The 21,869-nt window shown below is 68.9% G+C and carries 19 protein-coding genes; all 19 read right to left on the bottom strand.

From position 1 onward, the window contains the following. Positions 1 to 19: 19 nt before the first annotated feature. Complete coding sequence (locus AB0M45_RS19715; protein WP_364330755.1) at positions 20 to 328, bottom strand: transposase; 309 nt, start codon at positions 326 to 328, stop codon at positions 20 to 22. Continuing rightward, positions 325 to 2,442 (bottom strand): hypothetical protein, encoded by a 2,118-nt coding sequence (locus AB0M45_RS19710; RefSeq protein WP_364330752.1) that lies wholly within the window; start codon positions 2,440 to 2,442, stop codon positions 325 to 327. Before AB0M45_RS19710 ends, AB0M45_RS19715 begins: the two co-directional genes overlap by 4 nt. A 7-nt stretch (positions 2,443 to 2,449) precedes the next feature. Beyond that, on the bottom strand, positions 2,450 to 3,940 hold the full coding sequence (locus AB0M45_RS19705) for an SCO6880 family protein (RefSeq protein ID WP_364330750.1): 1,491 nt from the start codon (positions 3,938 to 3,940) through the stop codon (positions 2,450 to 2,452). Next, entirely contained in the window at positions 3,937 to 5,409 is a 1,473-nt protein-coding gene (locus tag AB0M45_RS19700; RefSeq protein WP_364330939.1) for a hypothetical protein, read from the bottom strand. Before AB0M45_RS19700 ends, AB0M45_RS19705 begins: the two co-directional genes overlap by 4 nt. Next, complete coding sequence (locus AB0M45_RS19695) at positions 5,403 to 6,257, bottom strand: hypothetical protein (RefSeq protein WP_364330747.1); 855 nt, start codon at positions 6,255 to 6,257, stop codon at positions 5,403 to 5,405. Before AB0M45_RS19695 ends, AB0M45_RS19700 begins: the two co-directional genes overlap by 7 nt. Next, positions 6,251 to 7,063, bottom strand: coding sequence for a hypothetical protein (locus tag AB0M45_RS19690; RefSeq protein ID WP_364330744.1), 813 nt, complete (start codon positions 7,061 to 7,063; stop codon positions 6,251 to 6,253). The genes AB0M45_RS19695 and AB0M45_RS19690 overlap by 7 nt, the downstream gene beginning before the upstream one ends. A 76-nt stretch (positions 7,064 to 7,139) precedes the next feature. Next, positions 7,140 to 7,796: a hypothetical protein gene (locus AB0M45_RS19685; RefSeq protein WP_364330741.1), complete on the bottom strand. Its 657-nt coding sequence runs from the start codon at positions 7,794 to 7,796 to the stop codon at positions 7,140 to 7,142. Between the two features lie 28 nt (positions 7,797 to 7,824). Next, positions 7,825 to 8,100, bottom strand: a complete 276-nt coding sequence (locus AB0M45_RS19680) for a hypothetical protein (protein ID WP_364330738.1) — start codon at positions 8,098 to 8,100, stop codon at positions 7,825 to 7,827. Positions 8,101 to 8,108: 8 nt separating this feature from the next. Further along, a complete protein-coding gene (locus AB0M45_RS19675; protein ID WP_040692318.1) occupies positions 8,109 to 8,405 on the bottom strand; it encodes a hypothetical protein in 297 nt (98 codons plus the stop codon). A gap of 51 nt (positions 8,406 to 8,456) precedes the next feature. Then, on the bottom strand, positions 8,457 to 9,125 hold the full coding sequence (locus AB0M45_RS19670) for a hypothetical protein (RefSeq protein WP_364330735.1): 669 nt from the start codon (positions 9,123 to 9,125) through the stop codon (positions 8,457 to 8,459). Then, positions 9,122 to 10,000: a hypothetical protein gene (locus tag AB0M45_RS19665; RefSeq protein WP_364330733.1), complete on the bottom strand. Its 879-nt coding sequence runs from the start codon at positions 9,998 to 10,000 to the stop codon at positions 9,122 to 9,124. Before AB0M45_RS19665 ends, AB0M45_RS19670 begins: the two co-directional genes overlap by 4 nt. Positions 10,001 to 10,015: 15 nt before the next feature. Then, on the bottom strand, positions 10,016 to 10,984 hold the full coding sequence (locus AB0M45_RS19660) for a hypothetical protein (protein ID WP_364330730.1): 969 nt from the start codon (positions 10,982 to 10,984) through the stop codon (positions 10,016 to 10,018). A gap of 57 nt (positions 10,985 to 11,041) precedes the next feature. Beyond that, the gene (locus AB0M45_RS19655) at positions 11,042 to 12,670 is read right to left on the bottom strand and encodes a cutinase family protein (protein ID WP_364330726.1); all 1,629 of its coding nucleotides are present in this window, start codon (positions 12,668 to 12,670) and stop codon (positions 11,042 to 11,044) included. Positions 12,671 to 12,949: 279 nt separating this feature from the next. Further along, positions 12,950 to 15,361: a RelA/SpoT family protein gene (locus tag AB0M45_RS19650; protein WP_364330723.1), complete on the bottom strand. Its 2,412-nt coding sequence runs from the start codon at positions 15,359 to 15,361 to the stop codon at positions 12,950 to 12,952. 410 nt (positions 15,362 to 15,771) lie between these two features. After that, entirely contained in the window at positions 15,772 to 16,398 is a 627-nt protein-coding gene (locus tag AB0M45_RS19645; RefSeq protein WP_364330720.1) for an NUDIX hydrolase, read from the bottom strand. 91 nt (positions 16,399 to 16,489) lie between these two features. Next, on the bottom strand, positions 16,490 to 18,079 hold the full coding sequence (locus AB0M45_RS19640) for an ATP-binding cassette domain-containing protein (RefSeq protein WP_364330718.1): 1,590 nt from the start codon (positions 18,077 to 18,079) through the stop codon (positions 16,490 to 16,492). Positions 18,080 to 18,274: 195 nt separating this feature from the next. Then, positions 18,275 to 18,847: an adenine phosphoribosyltransferase gene (locus AB0M45_RS19635; RefSeq protein WP_364330715.1), complete on the bottom strand. Its 573-nt coding sequence runs from the start codon at positions 18,845 to 18,847 to the stop codon at positions 18,275 to 18,277. A 37-nt stretch (positions 18,848 to 18,884) separates the two neighbouring features. Beyond that, positions 18,885 to 20,606, bottom strand: coding sequence for an ABC transporter substrate-binding protein (locus tag AB0M45_RS19630; RefSeq protein ID WP_364330712.1), 1,722 nt, complete (start codon positions 20,604 to 20,606; stop codon positions 18,885 to 18,887). A gap of 22 nt (positions 20,607 to 20,628) precedes the next feature. Then, positions 20,629 to 21,864: a protein translocase subunit SecF gene (gene secF / locus AB0M45_RS19625; RefSeq protein WP_364330709.1), complete on the bottom strand. Its 1,236-nt coding sequence runs from the start codon at positions 21,862 to 21,864 to the stop codon at positions 20,629 to 20,631. Between the last annotated feature and the right edge of the window lie 5 nt (positions 21,865 to 21,869).

Raw genomic sequence — 21,869 nt, 5'->3', positions numbered from 1 at the left:
TGCCGCGCACAGGCGTGTTTCACGTCCGGCGCCGGGCTTCGTTGAGAGTGTCGGCCAAGGTGCGGTTCATCTCGGCGGCAGCGGCCAATTGCTGTTGCAACAGAGCCACCTTGCGCCGCAACGCGGTCGCGTCCATGCGCTCCAGGCTGGGGCCTTCGGCCGCGCGCACCCAATTCCGCACCGAATTCGTGTGCACACCGATCTGGTCGGCGACCACGCGACAGGCCTCCGATTCGCTGCGCAGCTTGCCCGTGAGCGCGATGACCTGCGCGACCGCGGCCTCGCGCACCTCGGGTGAGACGCGGCGGTAGGACCGGTGCGGCATCATGCGGCACTCCCTGGCGAATCCGTTCCGCGCGAGGTCGATTCGGTGAATTCACTGAACCGCTGGTTGGTGTCGTGGATCCCGCTTTCCTTCTCCGAGAGCGTGAATTCCATGTGGAACGGGATGCCGGGCCTGCGGTCCTCACCGATCTTGAGCAGGAATTTACCGGTACCGGGCGGAGACGGCCGCAGCTGTCCGGGCTTGAGCGCCTCGCCCGTCAACGCTTGCGGTGCGGACCATCCGGTCACCATCTCCTCCTCGGCCGATGTGAACGGAACCGTGCTGTCGAGTCGTTTGATCTCCTCGGCCGGGAGCGCGCCGAAGATCTTCGCACGTGCGCGCTCGAGAAAACCGAGCGCTTTCGCTATCGCGGCTTCCGATCCGAGTGCTTGCAGGTCCTTGATGGTATGGCTGATCATGATCAGCGCGGTGGCGATGCCACGCTGTAGTCGGGTCAGCTCGTCGACGCGGTCGACCATGAAGTCGCCGAGACCGAGCACCTGCCACAGCTCGTCCATCACCACCTGGAAGTAGCGCTGCGGGCCGAGCTTCGCGTCGGCCAGCACGTGCGCGGCCTCGACCGAGGCGAATCCGTCGGCCCAGCAGGCCAGCATGACCGCGGCCTTGAGCTTCTTGTCGCCGGTCGGGATATGCGAGACGTCCATGCACACCGCGACCGCGCTGGTGTCGATCGGCACGGTGGTCTGTCCGTTGAAGACCGCGCCGAACGGGCCCTGGGTGAGCGCGCGCAGCGAGCGGCGCAGGCCCTTGATCGCCTCCTGGTACTCGGCCGGGTTGTCGGCGCCCGCGTCCAGCATCAATTCGTCACCGCCACTGACGATCACGTCGAGGAGGTTCTCCATGATCGGCGGCTTGTCCGGCGTATATCCACTGCCGGGCCGGTACAGGATGCGCAGTGCGGTGGAGATCAGCGTCTCCTCGTAGTCGCGGACGCGGTCGCCGCGCACCAGTTCGACCAGACCGGCGATCAGCGTCACCTGCCTGGCGCGCAGGTCCTGCAACACTTGCAGCTGCAGGGCCGGGAACTCTTCCAGCCGCGGAACCACCGCGCCGAGCACACCCGCGGCGAGCGGATTGAGCTTGCCGTGCCCGTAACCCAGGTCGATCACCTGACCGCCGACCAGCTCGACCATCTTGCGGTAGTCCGGTTTGACGTCGGCCAGGATCAGCGGCGTGATGCCCTGCGCGATGCCGCCGAGCACGATCCGGCGCACCAGCGAGGACTTGCCGAAACCGTTGAGGCCGAGCACGAACAGGCTGGGCGCGGTGATGAAGCTGCCGCGCATGAACCAGTTCATCGGGTCGAAGCACACCGGGGCTCCAGTGTGCAGATGCGAGCCGAGTGGGGTGCCGATCAGCGGCGCACCCGCGCCGACCGACCACGGCCACAAGCCGGCGACCTGGGCGGTGGTGGCGCGGTATTCGACCGGCCGGCCGACCACGTTCATCCGGCCGCCGCCCGGCCCCGCGTAACCGCGGTCGGTGAGTTGCGCCGTGCTGCGGTCGAATCCGTCCTCGATCGACTGCTCCGCCCTGGCCGCGTAGTTGCGGCGGCGGATGTCGTCGGTGCGGACCCGGAACTGCGCCCACGCCGCCCGCAGACCGCTGCCCTCGCGGGCGATCATCTCCAGCTTGGCGCGGGTGGCGTCGTCGAGCAGCGGAGGGCCGGACTGTTTGCGCCGATCCGCCTTCGCCTTCGCGCGGCGGGCCGCTTTGTCCTGGTACGGGGTACCCATGGCGCGATCGGCCGTGTAGTCGACCTTGGCGGGCCGCGCCACCCGGCCGTTCCTGGCGCCGTTGCGATCCGGCCGCCTGGCGATGCGCTCGGTGGCCGCGTCACGGGGGACGCGGGAGCCGCGCTCGCCGTGGGGGCGGTCTGCGCCCGCTCGCGAACGCCGCTCGGCTTCGCGTGCCGCGCGCCGATCGGACGTCTCGACGCCGTGCCGGTCCCCGCCGTTCACCCGCGCCGAATCCCGTGCGGGGTGCCGCGGCCGGGCCTGCCGCTGGCCCGAGTCGTCCCGACCGGACTGCTCGAGCCGTCTGCGGCGCGCGTCCTCGTCCCGTTCCCGTACGGGTGGCTCGTAGTCCCGTGCCATGAATCGCTCACCCCGCCAGTACCTTCGGAATAGTCGCGTGCTCCGGCAGGATCACCCCGCAACCGAGCGAAGCCGCGAAGGCCGCCGCCTGGTAGCGGTAACACCGCCGAATCTTCAAGCGCGCCTGGGTCGACAGATCGCGCGTGATGGCTTCGATGCGCGGCAGGTCGCCGCGCAGTGGCTCGGTGATGGTCACCAGCGCCCCGAAGCGGGTCACACCGTGACCCCTGGCCTGCTCCTCGCGGGCCTGCTGGGTCGCGCCCACCCGCAGCGTCGCCGCCGCGGACACGACCCCGCGTTCGCTTTGTTGGGCCACCAGCGCGTTCTTGAAATCGTCGTCGACGATTTCGGCGGCGTCGGCGGCTGAGTGCGGACGGTACACGATCGCGATACGTTTGCGCGGTACTTCCGGATTCGGCGCGAGCAACCGCTGCAGGACCCGCTCGTCGACCGCGCCCTCCGGGGCCGCGTCCATCTCCCAGGTGACCGACCGGCCGCCGTCGTGCACCAGATGATCCCACTTCTCGTCATGGGACACCGGACCCGCGTCCGCCCAATCCAGGCCGTGCCCTTCGGGTTCGCCCGCGGCGACCTCCAGATCGGCCTGCGAGGCGGGGTCGTAGCTGCGCCGGATGAACGCGATCACCTCGTCGGCCGACATCGGCTGTGCGCGCACGCCTGCCTCGGCGAGCGCGGCGCAGATACCGGGCAGGCGGCGGCCGATCTCGACGGCCTCCTCCGCCGGGTTCTTGCGGCGCTCGGCGGTGGTGGCCTTGAACGTGATCGCCACGCGCGGCAGCAGCTGCACCCGTTCCTGCGGCAGCTCGGTGGCCAGCTCGTACATCACCTGCTGGGCCAGTTCCGGCGCCTCAGGCCTGGTGATCGTGGAAACTTCGGTGAGCAACCGGTTTCCGGTCTCCGGCACGGTGTCGATGACCGGAACGACGGCGACGATGTCGCTGGTCTGGCCGACCGAGGCGAGGAAGGTGCCCCACGCCGAGACCCATCGGTCGATGACGGGTTGGTCCACCGCCTCGTGTCCTTGCGGCCACGCCCGCAGCACCACCGTGTACTGCGCGAATTGCGGCAGGTGGATCATGCCGAAGCTGTAGCCGCCCGCGTCGATGCCCTCGTAGAGCTTGGAGGGCGCCAGCAGACCGGGCAAACGGGTGACGCCGCCCGGGATCCGGGAGAAGCGGCCACCGCGGTATACATGCTCGCCACGACTACGCGAGCGCATCCAGTTGAACATCATCAATCCCGTCTCGTAGCCCGAACGACCTCCGGTCCGCCACACCAGGGGAACCATCACGACGACACCGGTGCCGCCGACGATCAGACCCCACTGGAAGCCGCCGACCATCGCGGTGATCAGCGCCGTGATCACGACCGCGAAGCCGAGTACGGTCTCTTCCCAGCGCAGGCCGAAAAGGCCCGCGCTGCGCGGCTTCTGCCAGAGCCCGTACGAGCGCCGCTCGTAGGTGTCGGTGACTGTCATCGCGGAATGGTGCTCCTCCCGAGGTCGGGTGAACGGTTCGTCCAGCGGTCGCCCGCGACGTCACCCATGGCTTGCTCGGCCCGGTTCAGTCCGCCGCTCGCGGCGCGCGCCGCGCCGATCCGGCCTGCCGTCCTGGCCGATCCGGAGGCTACTCCGGCCGCGCCCGCGGGTCCGGAGGCGCGCGGTGCCGCGCCGCCTTGACCGCCGCCACCACCCCGGGGCGTAGTCGGCGGCCGCGGCGCGCCGCCGCGCGGGCCACCCGCGCCGCCCGGCCGCGGACCGGTCCCGCTGCCGCTCACGTAACCCGCCGCGCCCGGCGCCGCGGCGCCCTTGACGCCAACGGCCTTGGTACCCATGGCACCCAAGCCCGCCACCGCGAGCAGGGTGCCGCCGGTCGCGGTGAGACCCGAACCGCCGCTACCGACGATCGCGACGGCCGGGGTGACCAGCCGCATGAGCGCGGGCAGCACGAACGCCACGCTGCACAGCAGCACGATCGCGACCAGCATGCGCTGGGCCTGCTCGCCGTCGGGCAGGCCACCGGTCGGGGTGAGCGAGTCGACGTGACCCGCGGTGGTGAAGGCGATCATGTAGACGATCGCCGCCACCGGTTTCCACAGCATGAAGGCGATGATCCAGCCGATCAGCTTCTGATAGGACTGCTTGCCCACGTTCATGCCGGAGGCCGCCGCCGCCAGCGGCAGCACTCCGGCCGCGATCACCAGCAGGCCTTGGCGGACAATGGCGAGCACGATCTGCGCCAGCGCGCCGAGCAGGCCGACGATCGCGATGATCAGCACCAGTCCGGGTGAAAAGGCTTGCAGCTTGCTGGTTTTCACCATCAGCTCGGCAAGGTCCTTGGCATTGCCGTTGGTCGAGTCGCTGATGATCCACTCCGCGAACCGATCCGAGGCCTGCGTGCCGGCCACGATCACCGCGCCGAGCATCCAGGAGCTGAACACCACGCGGGTGAACATCCGGAACGACTCGGCCGCCTCGTTCATCACGGCTCCGCGTCTGGCCTCGGCCAGTCGCGCGCCGGAAATGATCACCGACGCGATCAGCAGCAAGATCTGTGCCTGATAGGTGTAGTCGTTGATCTTCGTGAACAGTGAGCCCGAATCGCTGACGGCCTCGTTGGGCACCTTCATCCAGAAGGTCAACGCCAGGATGATGGCCTCGCCGAGGCCGTTCATCAGCGAGTCGACCACCTTGCCGAACGTCGAGTCCCAGGCCTTGTCCTTGACCGCCGTCGCCGCCTGACCCGGATGCGAGGCGGCATTGCCCGCCTTGCACGCGGCGGAGGCGGCGTCACCGAGGGAGATGCCGGGCAGGCCGACATTGTCGAGCGTGTCGTGGATTTCATTGCACGTCTCGTCGAAACCGTAGGTTTGTCCGTAGGCCACGGTCGGCGTCGCGATCATCACCGTGAAGATGACCGCGAATATCGTGACTATCCGCCTCACCATTGTGTCCACCCCTCGATGCTCCGCAGGGACTCGATCTGCACTCGCTCGTCGCCTGTCACCGCGGTGAGCTTCCAATCTCCGTCTCGCCACATGACCGCCAGGCGCATGCCCACCCATGTTGGTTGGCCATCAACTGTTTCTCGAGCCTTTCTCGCAAACTGCACTTTCGCGAAATCATCTGCATAGCTTTCGATCCGGAACGCGTCCGAAGCGAACAACAGGGGTCTGAGCTTGTCGGGCAGACGATCGGACACCTTGCCCTCGGCGACCAGCCGGTCGTACTCGGCCAGATACCCCGGCGTCACGTCGACCAGACGGACCAGCAGGTCACGATCCTTGGGATTGGCGTTGGTCCGCCAGTAGATCTGCTCGGCGGCCAGTGCGGCGCCCTGCGGCGTATGCGCGAATCCCACCGCGGCGGAACCATCGATCCTGGACGGCCCGTCGGATGTCGAGAAGCGCACGACGGGACCGCCGAATATCCGCTGCCACACCCCTTCGCCGTTGGACGGCACCGGCGCGGCGGCGGTCCCTCCCGGCGTGCCGGGTTGCTGCCGCTGGTCCGGATGCTGTTGCAGGGCAACGCCGGCAGCGGCGACCGGGACATCGACGCGTCGGCCGAACATGTCGGTCTCGGGGTTGCCGAATACCGCGGCGGCGCTGGGGACGGCAGACCCGAGTGCCGGAGCGCTCGCCGACATCGTGCCGGGCGTCGAGGCGCGGTCGTCACCGGAGGCGCTGTCCCCCACGGTGACAACCGTGACGATCGCGGCGATCGCAACGCTGAGCACCGCGCCCGCGCCGAGCAGGGCCAGGGGCGGACGACCGGAACCTCGCGTTGTCACCACTTCGTCCACCCCGCCAGCGACTCGAGATACTCCGTCTGCGCGTTGTTGGACGTGGAAGGCTTCAAGCGCCAGTCACCCGCGTCCCACACCATGACCAGGCGAGTAGCCGCCCACAGCTGCTTGCCGTCCACCACCGGTCCCCTGGTGGCCAGGCGGACGATGGCGAGATCGTCGGCGTAATCGTCGACTTTGAACGCATCGGAGGCGACGAAGTAGCGGGTCACCTTCTCTGGCTGCTGCTCGGGCAGGCGGTCGTCGGCCAGCGCCCTGTCGTAGGCGGCGATCTGCTGCGCGGAGACCCGGACCTGACGCATATACAGGTCGCGGTGGGCGGGGCGAGCGTTGAGCCGGTAGGTGATCTGCGCCGCCGCCAGCACCGCACCCTGCGGGGTATGCGAGTATCCGACGGCCAAGTCGTCCTCGATGCGGGTGGGCCCGTCGGAGGTGGAGAAGGGCACCGAGGCGCCGTACACGCGCTGCCAACCGTGTGGTTCGGTGGTACCTTCCGGCGCCGCGGTCAACCAGTCCGGGTCGCTGGGCTTGCGCTGCCGCGCGGGATCCTGCGGAAGGGTTTGTCCCGCCGCATTGTTCGGGACGTCGACGCGCCTGCCGAGGATGTCCACCTCCGGGCTGGCGAACCCGGTGCCGCCCGAACCTTCCGTGACGGCCGGAGCGCCGCCGACGCCTTGGTCGTCGCGGCCGACGAAGACGAAGATGCCGACGACCACGATGAGCGCTAGTACGGCAGCGGACGCGACGACACCGAAGGAGACACGATCGCGCGCGTACGACTCTCTGTCGCTCACGACTGCGCCTCGCCGGCGCTCGGCTCCGTCGTGCGCGAAGGCGCGCGGCGTCCTCGGTTCGCTCGCTGACGCTCGCTCACGTCGGTGCCTCCAATTTCACGATGTCAGTGGGTAATGCGTCGATCGAGTCGATGGGTCGTGCGGTCGAGCTGGGGTCGGGCAGTCGTAATCTCCAGTCGTCGCCGAACCACTCGACGGCGGTGTGGTGCACCGCCTTCGATCGATCGGAATACTCGGTGTACACGTCGACGGTGGAGTTCTGCTCGGTGAAGCCGGTGATCTGGTAGCCGAGCAGCCTCGGCGCGAACTCGGCGCTCGCCGGACCGGTGATCGACAGCTGCACCCGATTGATCGCCCACTCGTCCTTGGCTGGGCCCGGAACTACTTCCCGCGCGGCTACTTTCGCCCACTGGGTGTCGGCGGCCACCGCCAGCCGCACGGAATGGGTGACCGCGGCGACACCGGCGCCGCGCGGCGAATGCTCGAAACCGGTTGCCGCGCCGTCAGCCGTCGACTTCGGGCCCTGGTCGGTGATCGGCAGCGGCACGCCTTGGAACGGCTGCCAGCGCACGTTGGTCGGGGCCGCGGACAGATCCGGTCCCGCTGTGTCGTCGCCACCGCCGCAGCCGACCGCCGCCGCCAGCAGCGCGGCACCGACGAGTCCGGCCGCGGGCAGGCGGATGTCGCTGCGCCACCCCGCGCTGTCCGCCGTCCGCATTACCGTGGAAGTCATTCCCGCGTCGTCCCCATCCCGCCGCGGCTCACGCGGGCAGGAACGCCAGGGCGATCCCCGACGCCGTACTCGCCACCACAGCACCCAGCAGGCTCATCAGGACACCGTGCGAGGCGTCGTTCATGGCCAGATCGCTGCGGAAGGTCAGCCACAGCTTTCCCGCCGACAGGATCATCCAGGCCAGGCACACCAGCAGCACGAACCACAACAGCCAGTTCAGCAGCTGCATCAGCGGTGCGAGGACCTCGGCGGGCATTCGTTTGTAGGCCAGCAATTCGGCGGCCGATATGCGCACGATACTCATCGCGGACCTCAGGTGCCGATCACGGCGTTCATGATGGTGCCCGCGCTGGTGGCGACCACGCCGCCGATCATCGCTCCCGCCACCATCTTCGGCGACTCGAGACCACCGCCGGTCCACTTCTCCCACGCGAACTTGCCGCCCGCGTAGGTGATGCCGCAGATCCCGGACAGCAGGACGAACCAGGTGAGATACCGCACCAGCTGCAGGATCTTCTCCGAGCCCGGAGGCGCCTCGGGCGTCGGATTACCGACTTGCGCGAGTACGGTGCCGTACGTGTCCTGCACGGCGAGGAGGATCATGCTCATCGGGTGCCTTTCTCGAATAATGGTGTGTTGTCGCCGATTCGATGCGTACGTTCACTGATCGGGCGGCTTCCTCGGATCCGGACCCCGGCGATCGAAGGTGGTCTCCTCCAGTGCCGTCCGAGCGGCCGCGACGATGTCGGCGCCGAGCTCCCGGACATCGAGCGGGACTTCCTCCAGCAGATCGAGCTTGCGCTTCTTCGGTGGCAGCGGATCGCCGGGCGACCACACCGGCAGCTGCTCCGGTTCGACCAACGTCCATTCCTCGTACCACGGCACCTGCCACACCTGCCCGGCCAGTGAGCCGACCACGTCGCGGTAGCGCCGGATCTCGGGAGCCATCCTGCCGGGACGCGCGGCGACCGTGATCAGTCCGAGCACCTCGGAAGGGCCGGCGAAGCCCGAAAGATGCTGGCGCAGAAGGTCGTGCGCGCGGGACAGTCCTCCGATGGTCTCCCTGGCGACGAGGACGACGAACGGACTCTCGCGGTCGAAGACGCCGGGCCAGCGGCGGCCCGAATCCGCCGCTGGCGCAAGCACATGCGCGAGGGTACTTGCTCCCGCACCGCCGTGCACACCGAGCAGCCAGATCAGCGGAGCGCGGCCGACGCCGGGCACCGGGCGGTCCCAGATGGCGGCACGACGGGCCTCCGGCGGGGCGATCACACCGGCGGGCGCGGGATCGGGGTCGGGCTGACGCGGAAAAATCATGGCGGCGGTCATGATGCCACCCCGGCGAGCAGGCGCCCATATGCCCGGCGCGTCTCGGTGGCCAGCGCGGCGTGCCGCACGAGTTCACCACGGGCCAGGTGCGGATCGTACGGAATCTCCCTGATATCGCGAACCCACCCGGAGAGGTGTTCGCGCAAATGATCCGCTACCCGCGAATCACCGTCCGGATACTGGTGCGAAACAACAATGGTCGTGTCGCCGACGACCCCACCGCCATGTCCCTCGCCGGTGTCGCCGAACTGGTCGTCGAGCCATTCCAGCGCGACCCGCAACCGGTTGGCCGCGTCGTTGCGCGCCGGAATCGTCAGGACCAGAGCCACATCCGCGTCGTCGAGCAAGGGCAGCAGTTGCCTGGCGGCAATCGGATGCCCTCCGTCGTAGACCGCGGTGTATCCCGCGTCGCGCACCGCGCGGGCGACCGTGAGATACGTCGCACGCCTGCGCAACGGCGCGGCATCGCGCCAGAGCAGTCCGATGCCCGACGTCGCGCGCGACAGGCATTCCTTCAACGGCGCGGGCTCGTCGCCACCGCGACCGTACAACCAGGACTGCAGGCTGATCGGGTGCAGATGCTCGTCCGCACCGCGCAGCGCGAGATCGCTGCCCGCCGAGGTCGCGTCCACCGCGACCGTCGGCGTTCCGCCCGTGCCGAGCTCACCCGCCAGGCCCAATGCCGTCGTGGTGGTACCCGCGCCACCGCACCCGCCGACCACCAGAATCGGCCGCGGCACCGGATGATCCGCCCCGGACCCCTCATCTCTGCCGCGTCGCAACCGCACCACCGGAGCCTTGGAGCGCACCGGCCGGCCCGGCGGTTCGCCCTCCCCGGGCGACTCGTCGAGCCAGCGGCTCCAGTCCTCTCCCATCGCCTCTGCTCTCCTCTATCCGGCCGCGATACCCGTGATGAGGGTGCGGCCGTCGATCACCGCGGTGGTGACCATCTGCCTGTTGTACGTGGCGGGCACACCGCCGGGCCGGTATTCGGTGACCTCCACCGAATACCGGTTGTCACCGATCGTCACGATCCGCACGCAATGCGTGGTGCCCGCCGGGACGGTGTCGATACCCCGTTGGATGACCCACGCGGGCTGGACGGCGGCGTCCGGCGCGACCGCCGTCCTGGCGCGCTCCCCGGAACGTTCGACGTAGTACGCGTACTGGAACAACAGCACCGCGTCCGGCCCGGAGGCCGTCCCGCCCGCCTCCGCGCTGCGCACGATCGCGTCGCTGCGTTCGGTCGGGCAAGCGCCCGCGCCGATCGCGCGTGCGTCACCGGCCGCCTGCGCACTGCCGACGGTGAGCTGCACCGACGCGGGCCCGCGCGAGTCTCGCGGCGCGGCGGCGCGATCGGCCGCCGTACGCAGCACGACCAGCACGCACACGGCGGCCACCGCCAGCACCAGCACCGCCGCGATCACGATGAGCAGGATGCGGGCCCTGCGCATGGCGGGGTGGTCGCGGGCGGCTTGGCGCAGTGCCCGCGACACCAGTGGACGCGGTTGGCCGACCTGGTCGCTCTCGTCCTCGCCGGCCCACGGGATACGCGCGGGATCGGTCTGCTGCGGCGCGACGTAGTCGTCGTCGGGACCGGGCGCCCGACCGCTGACCACCCAATCCGACCAGCCGCCGGTGAATTCGCTGCGCTGCGCGGGTAGGTCCGCCGGGACGTCACCGGGCCTGCGCTGCGGCGGTTCGTCATCGTCACGAATGTAGCGCCGAGTGCGCGCGGGTTCGTCATCCTCCGCGGGGATGATGGTGTTCGCCTCACGTGGGTCTTCTGTTTCCGGGGCACCGGTTTCCGGCTCCAATGCGCCGTACCAGCGGGAAAGCTGTTTGTACGACTTCAACATTCCCCCATTCCCGCAGAGCAGGGCACGCAGTATCGCATCGTCGGACCCTCTCGGCGATCAGTTCGTGGAGAACGGGTAGGTGTTGGGTGTGCCGGGTCGGGCGGTGGGCGGAATCGATGTCACGCCGCCGGATGAGGCGCCATCGGCTCCTGTCCCGAACGGAAATTGTCCCGTACCGGACGAACTCGGCGTGGGCGACGCGCCGGAGCTGTCGCCGAAGAATCCGGTCGGCTGCTTCTCCAGCACCGCTCGCGGCGTGGCGTTGCCGCCGAAAGCGTCGGCGAGGTCGCGGGCGACGGCCGCGAACCACTCGGCGACGAAGTGGGTGGGAGCAGCACCGTTCGCCGACACGCTCGCACTGTTGTAGGCGGTGTGGCGCTGGATGGTGTCCCAGTAGCGCACCCACGTGGTGGTATTCAGCAGCTCGCTGTTGTCCGTGATGTTCTGCACCACAGCGTCGAACGCCTGCGTGACCAACCGGGCACCGGTCGTCGGCGGAACAAGCTGCGGGATGGCGCCGAGCAGCTTCGCGCCGAGCGACAGCAGCGCGACGGGCGGGTTGGACAGGCCCGCGGTGGCCAGTTCGGAGATGGCCGCCGGGTTGATGATCGTCCTGACCACCGTGACCACGGCGTTCAACCCGATCATGCCGATCTTCAGCATGGCCTGGAGCGCGCCGGGCAGATCCAGGGGGGTGCGCGGATCCGAGGCGTCGGCCAGACGCTGCGAGATCGACTTCTTCGGCGAGATCGATAGGGTCGCCAGCGAATTGCCCTGTACGTCCTCGTTGACCACCTCGGTAGCGGTCTTGATCGAGCTGAACGCCAGCGCCTGCGCGATCGACACCAGCGATGCGATCGGGTCGCCGCCGCTGAGCTTGGATTGGCCGACGAGGTTGGCGACCGCCTTCAGGACGGGGGCGCCCTCCGGGGCGTCGCAGGCGAGATCGCCCGCCGCGCAAAAGCTCGCCACGCGACCGGTGAGCGCCCCGAAGTTGGCGGCTTTGTCCCGTTCCGGTCCGATGCCGCCGCCACTGGCCGACGTCTGCGGAAGCGCCGCGAGGGACGCGAGCCGATCGCCCGAGGTTCCGGGCGCGGCCTCCGGCGTCGCCTTGCCGGGTGCGCCAGGGAACAGCGGCGCGCCCGGGTTGCGGGTCGGGTCGGCGAACAAGGCAACCGCGGCGACCTTCTCGGCGGGCAGCACGCCCTCGCCGTGGCCGATCTCCTGGGCGAACACCGACGCGACATGGGCGCCCTGTGAGTAGCCGACTATCGCGAAGCGGGTGTTGGGGCAGGTATTGGCGACGGTCGCGGCCATGGTCCGCAAACGGGCGAGGCCGCCGGCCACCGACTCCGAGTACGGCGCCGCGCCACCGGCTGTCGCACCGCCGAAGCCGGATTCGTATGGCACATAGGCCCGATCGACCAGACCGCTGTCGGGCGCTTTGGCCAGCATCGGCCGGAAGACCGTCGAGAGCATGCCGGTGTCGGTGCTGGGCGCCGCGTCCGGCGAGGATTCACCGGTGCCCTGAATTCCCAAGGCGTACAAGGCAGGACAGGTCGCGATCGAGATGTTCGTGGAAGGGCCGGCGGGATTCGGCGGCTGCGCCGCGGCGACTCCGGCGGTCGCCACAGCCACGGCGAATGCGACCAGCATCCCCGAGAGTCGTGCCGTGTATCCAGTCATAGCGATCCGCAATCAAGTCGTTTGCCGAACTACCCTCAACGCCATGAAACGCCATAGACCGTAACAGATTCCGGCTATTACCGCCGCATCGACGTAAAACTTCCGCGAAACGCCGACCTGCACGCGACACGCCGTGGCGCGTCCCGGGAGACGACCCGGCAAGTTTCCGATAGCCAGCAGCGTAGGACAACCCGGGGAAGCGGCCGACTACCCGCCACGCGAAACCACTTGGCGCATTAGCTAATTGGCAGCAACAATCGGCGGAAGTGCGCGGAGCGGTCAGGCGGCGGACGTGACCCGATAGACGTCGTAGACGCCCTCGACGTTGCGCACCACATTCAGCAAGTGCCCCAGATGTTTCGGGTCGCCCATCTCGAAGGTGAACTTGCTGATCGCCACCCGGTCGCCGTGCGTGGCCACCGATGCGGACAGAATGTTCACCTTCTCGTCGGCCAGCACTTTCGTCACATCGGACAGCAGGCGGGTGCGATCCAGCGCCTCGATCTGGATGGCGACCAGGAACACCGAGGACGGCGACGGCGCCCAGGACACGTCGATGATGCGTTCGGCCTGATCACGCAGCGAACCGGCGTTGGTGCAGTCGGTGCGGTGCACGCTCACCGCGCCGCCGCGGGTCACGAAGCCCATGATCTCGTCACCGGGCACCGGGGTGCAGCATTTCGCCAGCTTGGCGACCGTGCCGGGCGCGCCGGGGATCAGCACGCCCGCGTCGCCGGTGACACGCTGCCTGCTCGGCGTCGTCGACGGTGTGGAGCGCTCGGCCAGCTCGTTCTCCACGTCGCCGATGCCGCCGAGCTGGGCCATCAGCCGCTGCACCACATGGTGCGCGGAGACCTGGTGCTCACCGACCGCGGTGTAGAGCGTGGAAATGTCGCTGTAGTGCAGTTCATGGGCCACCGCGGTCATCGCGTCGACACTCATCAACCGCTGCAGCGGCAGCCCGACACGGCGGACCTCCTTGGAGATCTGCTCCTTGCCGCTTTCCAGGGCCTCCTCGCGCCGCTCCTTGGCGAACCACTGGCGAATCTTCGCCTTGGCGCGTGGGGACACCACGAAGTTCTGCCAGTCGCGACTGGGTCCGGCGTTCTGCGCCTTGGAGGTGAACACCTCGACGACCTCGCCGTTCTCCAGCTGGCGCTCCAGCGCGACCAGGCGCCCGTTCACCCGGGCGCCGATGCAGCGGTGCCCGACCTCGGTGTGCACGGCGTAGGCGAAGTCGACCGGCGTCGACTTCTGCGGCAGCGTGATCACGTCGCCCTTCGGCGTGAAGACGAAGATCTCCGGCGACTTCAGGTCGAAGCGCAGCGACTCCAGGAACTCGGCCGGGTCGGCGGCCTCCCGCTGCCAGTCCAGCAACTGCCGCATCCACGCCATGTCGTCGACCTCGGCGGTGTCGTTGGAGTGCTTACCGCGGGTCTCCTTGTAGCGCCAGTGCGCGGCAATGCCGAACTCCGCGGTGCGGTGCATGTCCTGGGTGCGAATCTGCACTTCCAGCGGCTTGCCGTCCGGCCCGACCACCGTGGTGTGCAGGGACTGGTAGACGCCGTAACGCGGCTGGGCGATGTAGTCCTTGAACCGGCCCGCCATCGGCTGCCACAGCGAGTGCACGACGCCGACTGCCGCGTAGCAATCGCGCACCTCGTCGCAGAGGATGCGGATGCCGACCAGGTCGTGGATGTCGTCGAAGTCCTTACCCTTGACGATCATCTTCTGGTAGATCGACCAGTAGTGCTTCGGGCGGCCTTCGACGATCGCGTTGATCCGGGAGGCGGCCAGCGTGTTGACGATCTCGGCGCGCACCTTCGCCAGGTAGGTGTCGCGTGAGGGCGCGCGGTCGGCGACCAGACGGACGATCTCGTCGTACTTCTTCGGATGCAGGATCGCGAAGGCGAGGTCCTCCAACTCCCACTTCACCGTCGCCATGCCGAGGCGATGGGCAAGCGGCGCAATGACTTCCAAGGTCTCCTTGGCCTTCTTGGCCTGCTTCTCCGGCGGCAGGAAACGCATGGTGCGCATGTTGTGCAGCCGGTCGGCCACCTTGATCACCAGCACGCGCGGGTCGCGCGCCATCGCGATGATCATCTTGCGGATGGTCTCCGCCTCGGCGGCCGCGCCCAGGTTGACCTTGTCCAGTTTGGTGACGCCGTCGACCAGGTGGGCAACCTCGGAGCCGAAATCCTGGGTGAGCTGCTCCAGGCTGTAGCCGGTGTCCTCCACGGTGTCGTGCAGCAGCGCGGCCACCAGCGTGGTGGTGTCCATGCCGAGCTCGGCCAGGATGTTGGCCACGGCGAGCGGATGGGTGATGTAGGGGTCGCCGGATTTGCGGAATTGATGCTTGTGCCGCTCGTCGGCCACGTCGAACGCGCGCTGCAGCAGCGTGAGGTTCGCCTTCGGGTAGAGCTCGCGGTGTACGGTGGCCAGCGGTTCCAGCACCGGTTTGACCGCGGCGATACCGCGCTGACCGGTCATGCGGCGGGCCAAGCGGGCACGAACGCGGCGGGAAGCCGAGGTCGGGACGGCGGCGGTGGTGCCGGGCTGACGCGCGGGCGACGCGTTCACGGCTGCCGGTTGCTTCGCGGGCTGCGCGGCGTCGGAGGCGGGCGCGGCACCGTTCGACTGCGGGCCCGATGTCGATTGCTCGACCTTCGCCTCGCCCAGATGCTGAGTCATGCCACCACCTCTCCGCGCCTCGATCGGAACACCCTATCCGACCGGTGCAACCTCCCGGACCACCACTTTAGTCCGGCCGAAGCACGCTCGTCCCGCTGAGCTGACACGGGACGCCCGCAGCGGTCTCCGCACCGGCCGCGGACACGGTCTCCGAGCAGGTCAGGCCGTCCGCACAACTGTCACGTAACAGACACGCCCGGGCCGCCCGCCCGGCGTGCGCGCCGCGAACGCGACTGTTCGACCACCCGCTCTACCAGCGTGAACAGGATTCTCGCCGCTACGAGTCGCCGCGTGGGTCAGGAGTCGCCGCGCCACGTCCCGCTCCCCGCACTGGCCGAGATCGGCGGTGCCCGGCTGGTCCGGCAGGGCGTGCGGCACGCCTCCGGAGTGGGCTATGGCGGCCCAGCCGTTCACTCTTCCGCGCCGAATGCCCAGACCGCGGCCGGTCGCCCGGTCGCTTTGACGCGACGCCGTTCAGCGGTGCGCGCCAGCCCCGGGATCGCCGCCAGGGTGCGGTTGAGGTTGGCGGCGTCGGGCCGCGCGCCCGACAGCGCCGTGGCGGCCTCGACCGCCCTGGTCGCCGGAAACTCCTCGCCGAGCAGGGCCCGGGTGAAGGTCAGGTCTTTCCACAGCAACCGCGTCAGCTGACGGCGGGCCACCTCGACGATGCGGTTGTGGTCGAACGCCAATTCGGGTATCTCGTCGAACTCGACCCACCGCGCCGGTCCCTCGTGCGGCCCTACCACTGCCCACATCGCGATGGAGAGTGTCGGTCCACGCGGATCACGGTTCGGCTCGTCGAAGGTGACCAGCTGTCCGACCGCGGCGATCGCGGCCTCCGGGACGCCCAGCTTCACGCACACCGCCCGCCGCGCCGCGACCGCCAGCCGCTCCCCTCGCCCGAGCAGCACGCCGGGCAACGCCAACTCGCCCGCGTACGGCTCCATCGTCCGAGGCGCGACCCCGATCCGCACTGCGCCGTCCTCGTCCCAGAACCGCACCGCCACGACATCCACCGAAACCACGGATTGCTCCACGCCGATCCATCCTGCCCGACGACCCGCACACCACGCGGACCCGTCTCGCGACTCGCCCGAAGGGTGCCCGCGCGGATTCACCGGCGGCGACCTACGTCACCAGCGTCTCGACCAGGCCGTCGGTGGTGAGCTCCAGCCGCCGGGTGACCCCGATGTCGTCGAGGAAGCGCGGATCGTGACTGACCACGATCAGCGCGCCCTCGAAGCCCGCCAGCGCCTGGGTGAGGTGCTCCAGACTGGGCAGGTCGAGGTTGTTGGTCGGCTCGTCCAGCAGCAGCAGCTTCGGCGCCGGCTCGGCCAGCAGCAGCATGGCCAGCGCGGCGCGCAACCGTTCGCCGCCGGACAGCGCCGCGGCGACGACGTCCGCGTCCGCGCCGCGGAACAGGAAGCGGGCCAGCTGGGCCCGGATCCGTTCCGCGGACGCGTGCGGCGCCGTCGACGCGACGTTCTCGAACACCGATCGCCGCTCGTCGAACACGTCCAGCCGTTGCGGCAGCATGCGCCACGGGACTTTCGGGCCCTGCTGCACTATGCGGCGCAGCAGCGTCGTCTTGCCGACACCATTGCGGCCGGTCAGCGCGATCCGCTCTGGGCCGGACACCCGCAACGACACCGTCGGACCGCAGGCCAGCTCCACCCGGTCCAGCTCGATCACGTCCTGGCCCGGATATAGGCGCGTGTCCGGCAGGTCCACCCGGATCTCCCGGTCGTCACGCAACAACTCCTTGGCCTGCTCGAGCTGCTCCTTGGCGGTATCCAGCTTCTCGATGTGGTTGTTGCGCAGCTTGCCCGCCGACACCTGCGCCTGCCGTTTACGTTCGCCCATCACGATTTTCGGCTCCCGCTTCTGGTCCCACATCTTCTGCCCGTAGCGCAGCCGGCGATCGAGTTTGATGCGTGCCTCGACGAGTTCTCTCGCCTGCTTGCGCACGTCGCCGCGCGCGTCCCGGATCGCCGCGCGGGCGGCTTCCTGCTCCGCGGTGATGATGCGCTCGTACTCGCTGAAATTGCCGCCGAACAACCGCAATTCGCCGTTGCGCAGCTCCGCGATGGCCGACATCCGCTCCAGCAGCTCACGGTCGTGGCTGACCGTGAGCACCGTGCCGGAGACCTGCCCGACCACCTCGTAGAGCCGTGCGCGGGCCACTTGGTCCAGGTTGTTCGTCGGTTCGTCCAGCAGCAGGACATCGGGCTCGGCGAGCAGCTCGGCGACCAGCCCGAGCAGGACGGTCTCACCACCGGAGAGGGTGTCGAGCGTGCGATCCAGCTGCTGCGCCGAGTCGGCGACGTAGTGCAAGCCGAGCCTGGCCAGTAGTGCCAGCGCCCGTTCCTCGACGTCCCAGTGATTGCCGACAACGTCGAAGTCGGTGTCGCTGCCAGCGCCGGATTCGATGCGATGCAACGCCTTTCGAATCTCCGCGATGCCGAGCACGGTGTCCACTCGCTGCCCGGCGGCCAGACCGAGGTCCTGGCGCAGATACCCGAGATGCCCGGGCACCGTGATGGACCCGCGCGCGGGCTGCAGCTGACCGGCGATCAACCGCAGGAGAGTGGACTTGCCCGCACCGTTTCCGCCGACCAGGCCGATGTGGCCGGGACCGAGGACGGCGTCGAGCCCGTCGAAGACGGGGGTGCCGTCCGGCCAGGAGAACGTGAGATCGGAAAAAGACAGATTGGTCATGCCAGCTCCCAGAGGTTGCGACGGATACGCGGTGCGCGAATGCGGACCGCCCGAGTGGCTACCTCAGATGAGCAACGGCATGACTCCGATCAACGGGAACAAGACCCGTCTAGGTTAAACACAGTATCGGCGGATGCGCCAGTGAAATTCCGATCACATCGATCCGGTTGTCCCGCAGGACGCCCGGTCGTAGCGCTAGACCTGCACGATGGAGGTCAGCGAGTAGTCACCCTGCCGTTCGCGGCCGCCGAGGAAGGTGAGTTCCAGCACCACCGCCGCGGCGACGACCTCCGCCCCCGCCTGCTTGAACAGCTCGGCCGCGGCGGCGAGGGTGCCACCGGTGGCGAGAACGTCGTCGAGCAGCAGAACGCGGCGGCCCCGCAGTTCGACGCCGTTCGCAGGGATCTCCAACGCGGCCGTGCCGTACTCGAGGCTGAATTCCCGGCTGATCACCGGCGGCGGCAACTTGCCCGCCTTGCGGACCGCGAGCACCCCGGTGCCGAGGCTCGCGGCGACACCGGCTCCCAGCAGGAAACCGCGGGCGTCGATGCCGGCCACGAGATCGGCGCCGGGTGCGCACCCGGCCAAGCAGTCGATCACCGCACGGAATCCCTCGGCGTCGGCGAACACCGGTGTCAGATCCGCGAAACGCACACCGGCTGTGGGAAAGTCGTCGTGCCAGCGGGTCAAACGATCGACCACCTCGGCGGCTTTGGTGGTCCGTTCGGCGGCTACGTCGTCGGATTCGATCGCCGCGTGCTTGCTCATCGACACCTCTCCATGATCACATCACCCACACCATCTGTCACCGCTCGAGCACCCACCGGTCCATGTTCCAGCCCGACCCGACCTGGGTGGGGGCTGCTATTCCGTTGCGCAGCCCCTTGCCGAAGGCGATCGTGCGCGGGGTGGCGAACAACGGGATGCTCGGCAGTTCCGCCCACAGCAGGTTCTCGGCCTCGGTGAGCAGATTCAGCTGCGCGGCCGAGTTGTTGTCGGCCGCAAGCTGCTCGGTGATCGCATCGTAACGGCCGTTGCCGAACCGCCCGACATTGAGCCCGTTACCGGTGCGCAACGCGCTGGTCGCGGCCACTCCCTCGATCGAGCCGGCCGGACCGGGCGCCGCTGCCGTGCCGCCGAGTACCGCGTCCACCTTGCCCTCGGTGAGCCGTGCCGGGGTGAAATCGGGCGCACCGGCGTCCACCACGGTGATGCCGGCCGGCTTGCAGGCGTCGGCGATCATCGTGACGGTCTGTGCGCGGCGATCGTCCGGACCCAGGTAGCCGATGCGGACGGTCGGGTTCGGCGCACCGGATGCGGCGACCGCCTTGGTCGCATTCGCCACATCGCCGCCGGAGTACTTCCCCGCCGCGCCGATGACCGCCGGATAGAACAGCGAATCCTGCTGGACGATATGCGCGTTCAGCGGGCCGGACCCGAGGCCGGACTTCGGCGCGTCCGGGACCTTGCCGAGTTTGTCGAACAGGGTCTGCCGCGGCAGGCACAGCGCGAACGCCCGGCGCGCCTGCACCGAGGCGAACACTCCACCGGTCGACAGCACCAACTGCTCGGCGCCGCGTCCCGGTACGGTGTGCACCGAAAAGCCGCCCAGGTTCAGGTCTTTCACCGAACCGGTCCCGATGTCGACCACGCCGACGGCGTTCTGGCCGACCTTCTGCTTCAGGTCGAAGGCCTTGGGCCACACTACGATACGCCCGGTCGCCGGCTTGTTGCCCCACCAGCGCTCGTTGGCGACCAGCACCAAACCCTCCTCCTTGCTGAAGGATTGGATGCGGTAGGGCCCCGACGATGGGAATCGCGCCGGATCGAGCGAGCCGTCGGCCGATATGGTCCAGCCGGTGTTCCAGAACTCCGCGAGCCTGCCGACCGCGTTCGGATCACCGGCCTGCAACGCCGACACCACGTTGGGCACGTTCGCCGCCCTGGCCGCGACGTGCGCGGGCATCAGCTCGCCCGCCGCGAACAGAGTGCGCCACGGCAGGTAATGCCGCCCGGGACGGAAGACCACCGTGGCATCCCGCGAGCCGGGCTGGCACTCGACCCGCTCGATGTCGTCGTAACCGGCGGTGCTCGCGGCGTCGAACAGGGGAACCGGCCCTCGGTCACCGGGTTTGGTGAACCGCCCGCTGCGGGCGGCCCAGGCCAGCACCAGGTCGTCGCACGAGGTCGGCACGCCGTCGGAGTACACCCCGTCGGGGTTCAGGCGGTACTGGATGGTCTGCGACTCGCCGGGCACCTCCTTGGCGGTGCCCAGGTCGGTATCGGCGACCTGCTGACCGTCCGGACCGGTGTAGAAGAACCCGGTGAGCACCCGGGAGAACACCGCGATGGAGCCGGAACTCGCACCTAGGGTGCTGCCGCCGTTGTAGCTGGCGATGGTGGCGTCGGTGGCGTAGCCGATCGACGGCACCTGGCTCGTGCTGGAGCAGCCCGCCACCAGCCCGGCGGCCAGCGTGCCCGCGGCGAGTGCCCCGATCAGTCGTACCGCCGTGCGTGGCTGTCGCATGAAACCCCCTGCCTCGTGGTGGTCAGTGCCGCCTCTTGTGCCGTTTTCCGCTCGGCCGCGCCCCCGGCCGCGGCGCCTGCCCGGCCGGACGCTGTCTGCGCGGCGTCTCCTCGAAGTTCCGGCCCGCCGCCATGCTCGCCCTGCGCTCGGCGGCGACGCCCGCGCGGGCACTGGCCGCCCCGGAGCGCTTGGCCAAGACCCTCTTCGTATGCGCCGCAACCGGTCCCCGGCGCTCCTTGATCGACACCAGCAGCGGTGTGGCGAAGAAGATCGAGGAGTACGTGCCGACCAGCAGGCCGACCAGCTGCACCAGCGCCAAGTCCTTGAGCGTACCGACGCCGAGCATCCAGACCGCGATCACCATCAGGCCGACGATCGGCAGAATACCGATCAGCGCGGTGTTGATCGAGCGCATCAGCGTCTGGTTCACCGCGAGATTCGCCTGCTCGCCGTAGGTGCGCCTGGTCAGGTGCAGGATGCCGCGGGTGTTCTCCTCGACTTTGTCGAACACGACCACCGAGTCGTAGAGCGAGAAGCCGAGAATGGTCAGGATGCCGATCACCGTCGCCGGGGTGACCTCGAATCCGACGAGCGAGTACACGCCCGCGGTGACGGCGACGTCGAAGGCAAGCGCGGCCAGCGCGGCGATGGCCATGTGCGGCTCGAAACGGACCGCGATGTAGACCGCGACGAGCACGAGGAACACCGCCAGCGCGATGAGCGCCTTGCGGGTGATCTGGCTGCCCCAGGTCTCGCTGACATCGGAGGTGCTGATCGCGGCCAGGCTCGGCTTGCCGCTGGAGTCCTTCGGCTGGAACTCGGCGAACAGCGCGTTGTTCAGCGCCTCCACTTGCTGCTGGTTCAGCGCCTCGGAACGGATCAGCATGGTCGCCGCGCCGCCGGTGCCCACGGTCTGCACCGAGACCGGGTCGGCACCGATCGCTCCGCGGTAGACGTCCTCGACCTCGCTGGTGCTCGCATTCCCCGCCGGGAACTGGATGCGCGAGCCGCCCTCGAAGTCGATGCCGAAGTTGAAGCCGCGCAAGAGCATGCTGCCCAAGGAGATCAGCACGATGGCAGCGGTGATGAGGTACCACATCCGCCGCTTGCCGATGACGTCGACGGCGCCGGTTCCGGTGTAGAGGCGATTGAAGAAGCCGTGCTCGGGCGGCTGCGGCTCGGTGACCGCCTGGAACACGTCGGTGATCTCGGCCGCGTTCGCCTTGTCGAGCGACCGGGTGGTGTGACTGTTGGTCATCGCGT

Origin of the sequence: Nocardia sp. NPDC051787, assembly GCF_040681325.1 — a bacterium.
In the GTDB taxonomy this organism is placed as follows: Bacteria; Actinomycetota; Actinomycetes; order Mycobacteriales; family Mycobacteriaceae; genus Nocardia.
Note: the sequence above shows the minus strand (reverse complement) of the source record. Positions and strands in the feature narration are given on the sequence as shown.

Coding starts and splice junctions, on each gene's coding strand:
- AB0M45_RS19670 (WP_364330735.1), bottom strand. CDS start 9,125: ATGACCGCCGCCATGATTTTTCCGCGTCAGCCCGACCCCGATCCCGCG.
- AB0M45_RS19715 (WP_364330755.1), bottom strand. CDS start 328: ATGATGCCGCACCGGTCCTACCGCCGCGTCTCACCCGAGGTGCGCGAG.
- AB0M45_RS19685 (WP_364330741.1), bottom strand. CDS start 7,796: ATGACTTCCACGGTAATGCGGACGGCGGACAGCGCGGGGTGGCGCAGC.
- AB0M45_RS19660 (WP_364330730.1), bottom strand. CDS start 10,984: ATGTTGAAGTCGTACAAACAGCTTTCCCGCTGGTACGGCGCATTGGAG.
- AB0M45_RS19675 (WP_040692318.1), bottom strand. CDS start 8,405: ATGAGCATGATCCTCCTCGCCGTGCAGGACACGTACGGCACCGTACTC.
- AB0M45_RS19680 (WP_364330738.1), bottom strand. CDS start 8,100: ATGAGTATCGTGCGCATATCGGCCGCCGAATTGCTGGCCTACAAACGA.
- AB0M45_RS19630 (WP_364330712.1), bottom strand. CDS start 20,606: ATGCGACAGCCACGCACGGCGGTACGACTGATCGGGGCACTCGCCGCG.
- AB0M45_RS19705 (WP_364330750.1), bottom strand. CDS start 3,940: ATGACAGTCACCGACACCTACGAGCGGCGCTCGTACGGGCTCTGGCAG.
- AB0M45_RS19655 (WP_364330726.1), bottom strand. CDS start 12,670: ATGACTGGATACACGGCACGACTCTCGGGGATGCTGGTCGCATTCGCC.
- AB0M45_RS19650 (WP_364330723.1), bottom strand. CDS start 15,361: ATGACTCAGCATCTGGGCGAGGCGAAGGTCGAGCAATCGACATCGGGC.
- AB0M45_RS19635 (WP_364330715.1), bottom strand. CDS start 18,847: ATGAGCAAGCACGCGGCGATCGAATCCGACGACGTAGCCGCCGAACGG.
- AB0M45_RS19665 (WP_364330733.1), bottom strand. CDS start 10,000: ATGGGAGAGGACTGGAGCCGCTGGCTCGACGAGTCGCCCGGGGAGGGC.
- AB0M45_RS19710 (WP_364330752.1), bottom strand. CDS start 2,442: ATGGCACGGGACTACGAGCCACCCGTACGGGAACGGGACGAGGACGCG.
- AB0M45_RS19700 (WP_364330939.1), bottom strand. CDS start 5,409: ATGGTGAGGCGGATAGTCACGATATTCGCGGTCATCTTCACGGTGATG.
- secF (WP_364330709.1), bottom strand. CDS start 21,864: ATGACCAACAGTCACACCACCCGGTCGCTCGACAAGGCGAACGCGGCC.
- AB0M45_RS19640 (WP_364330718.1), bottom strand. CDS start 18,079: ATGACCAATCTGTCTTTTTCCGATCTCACGTTCTCCTGGCCGGACGGC.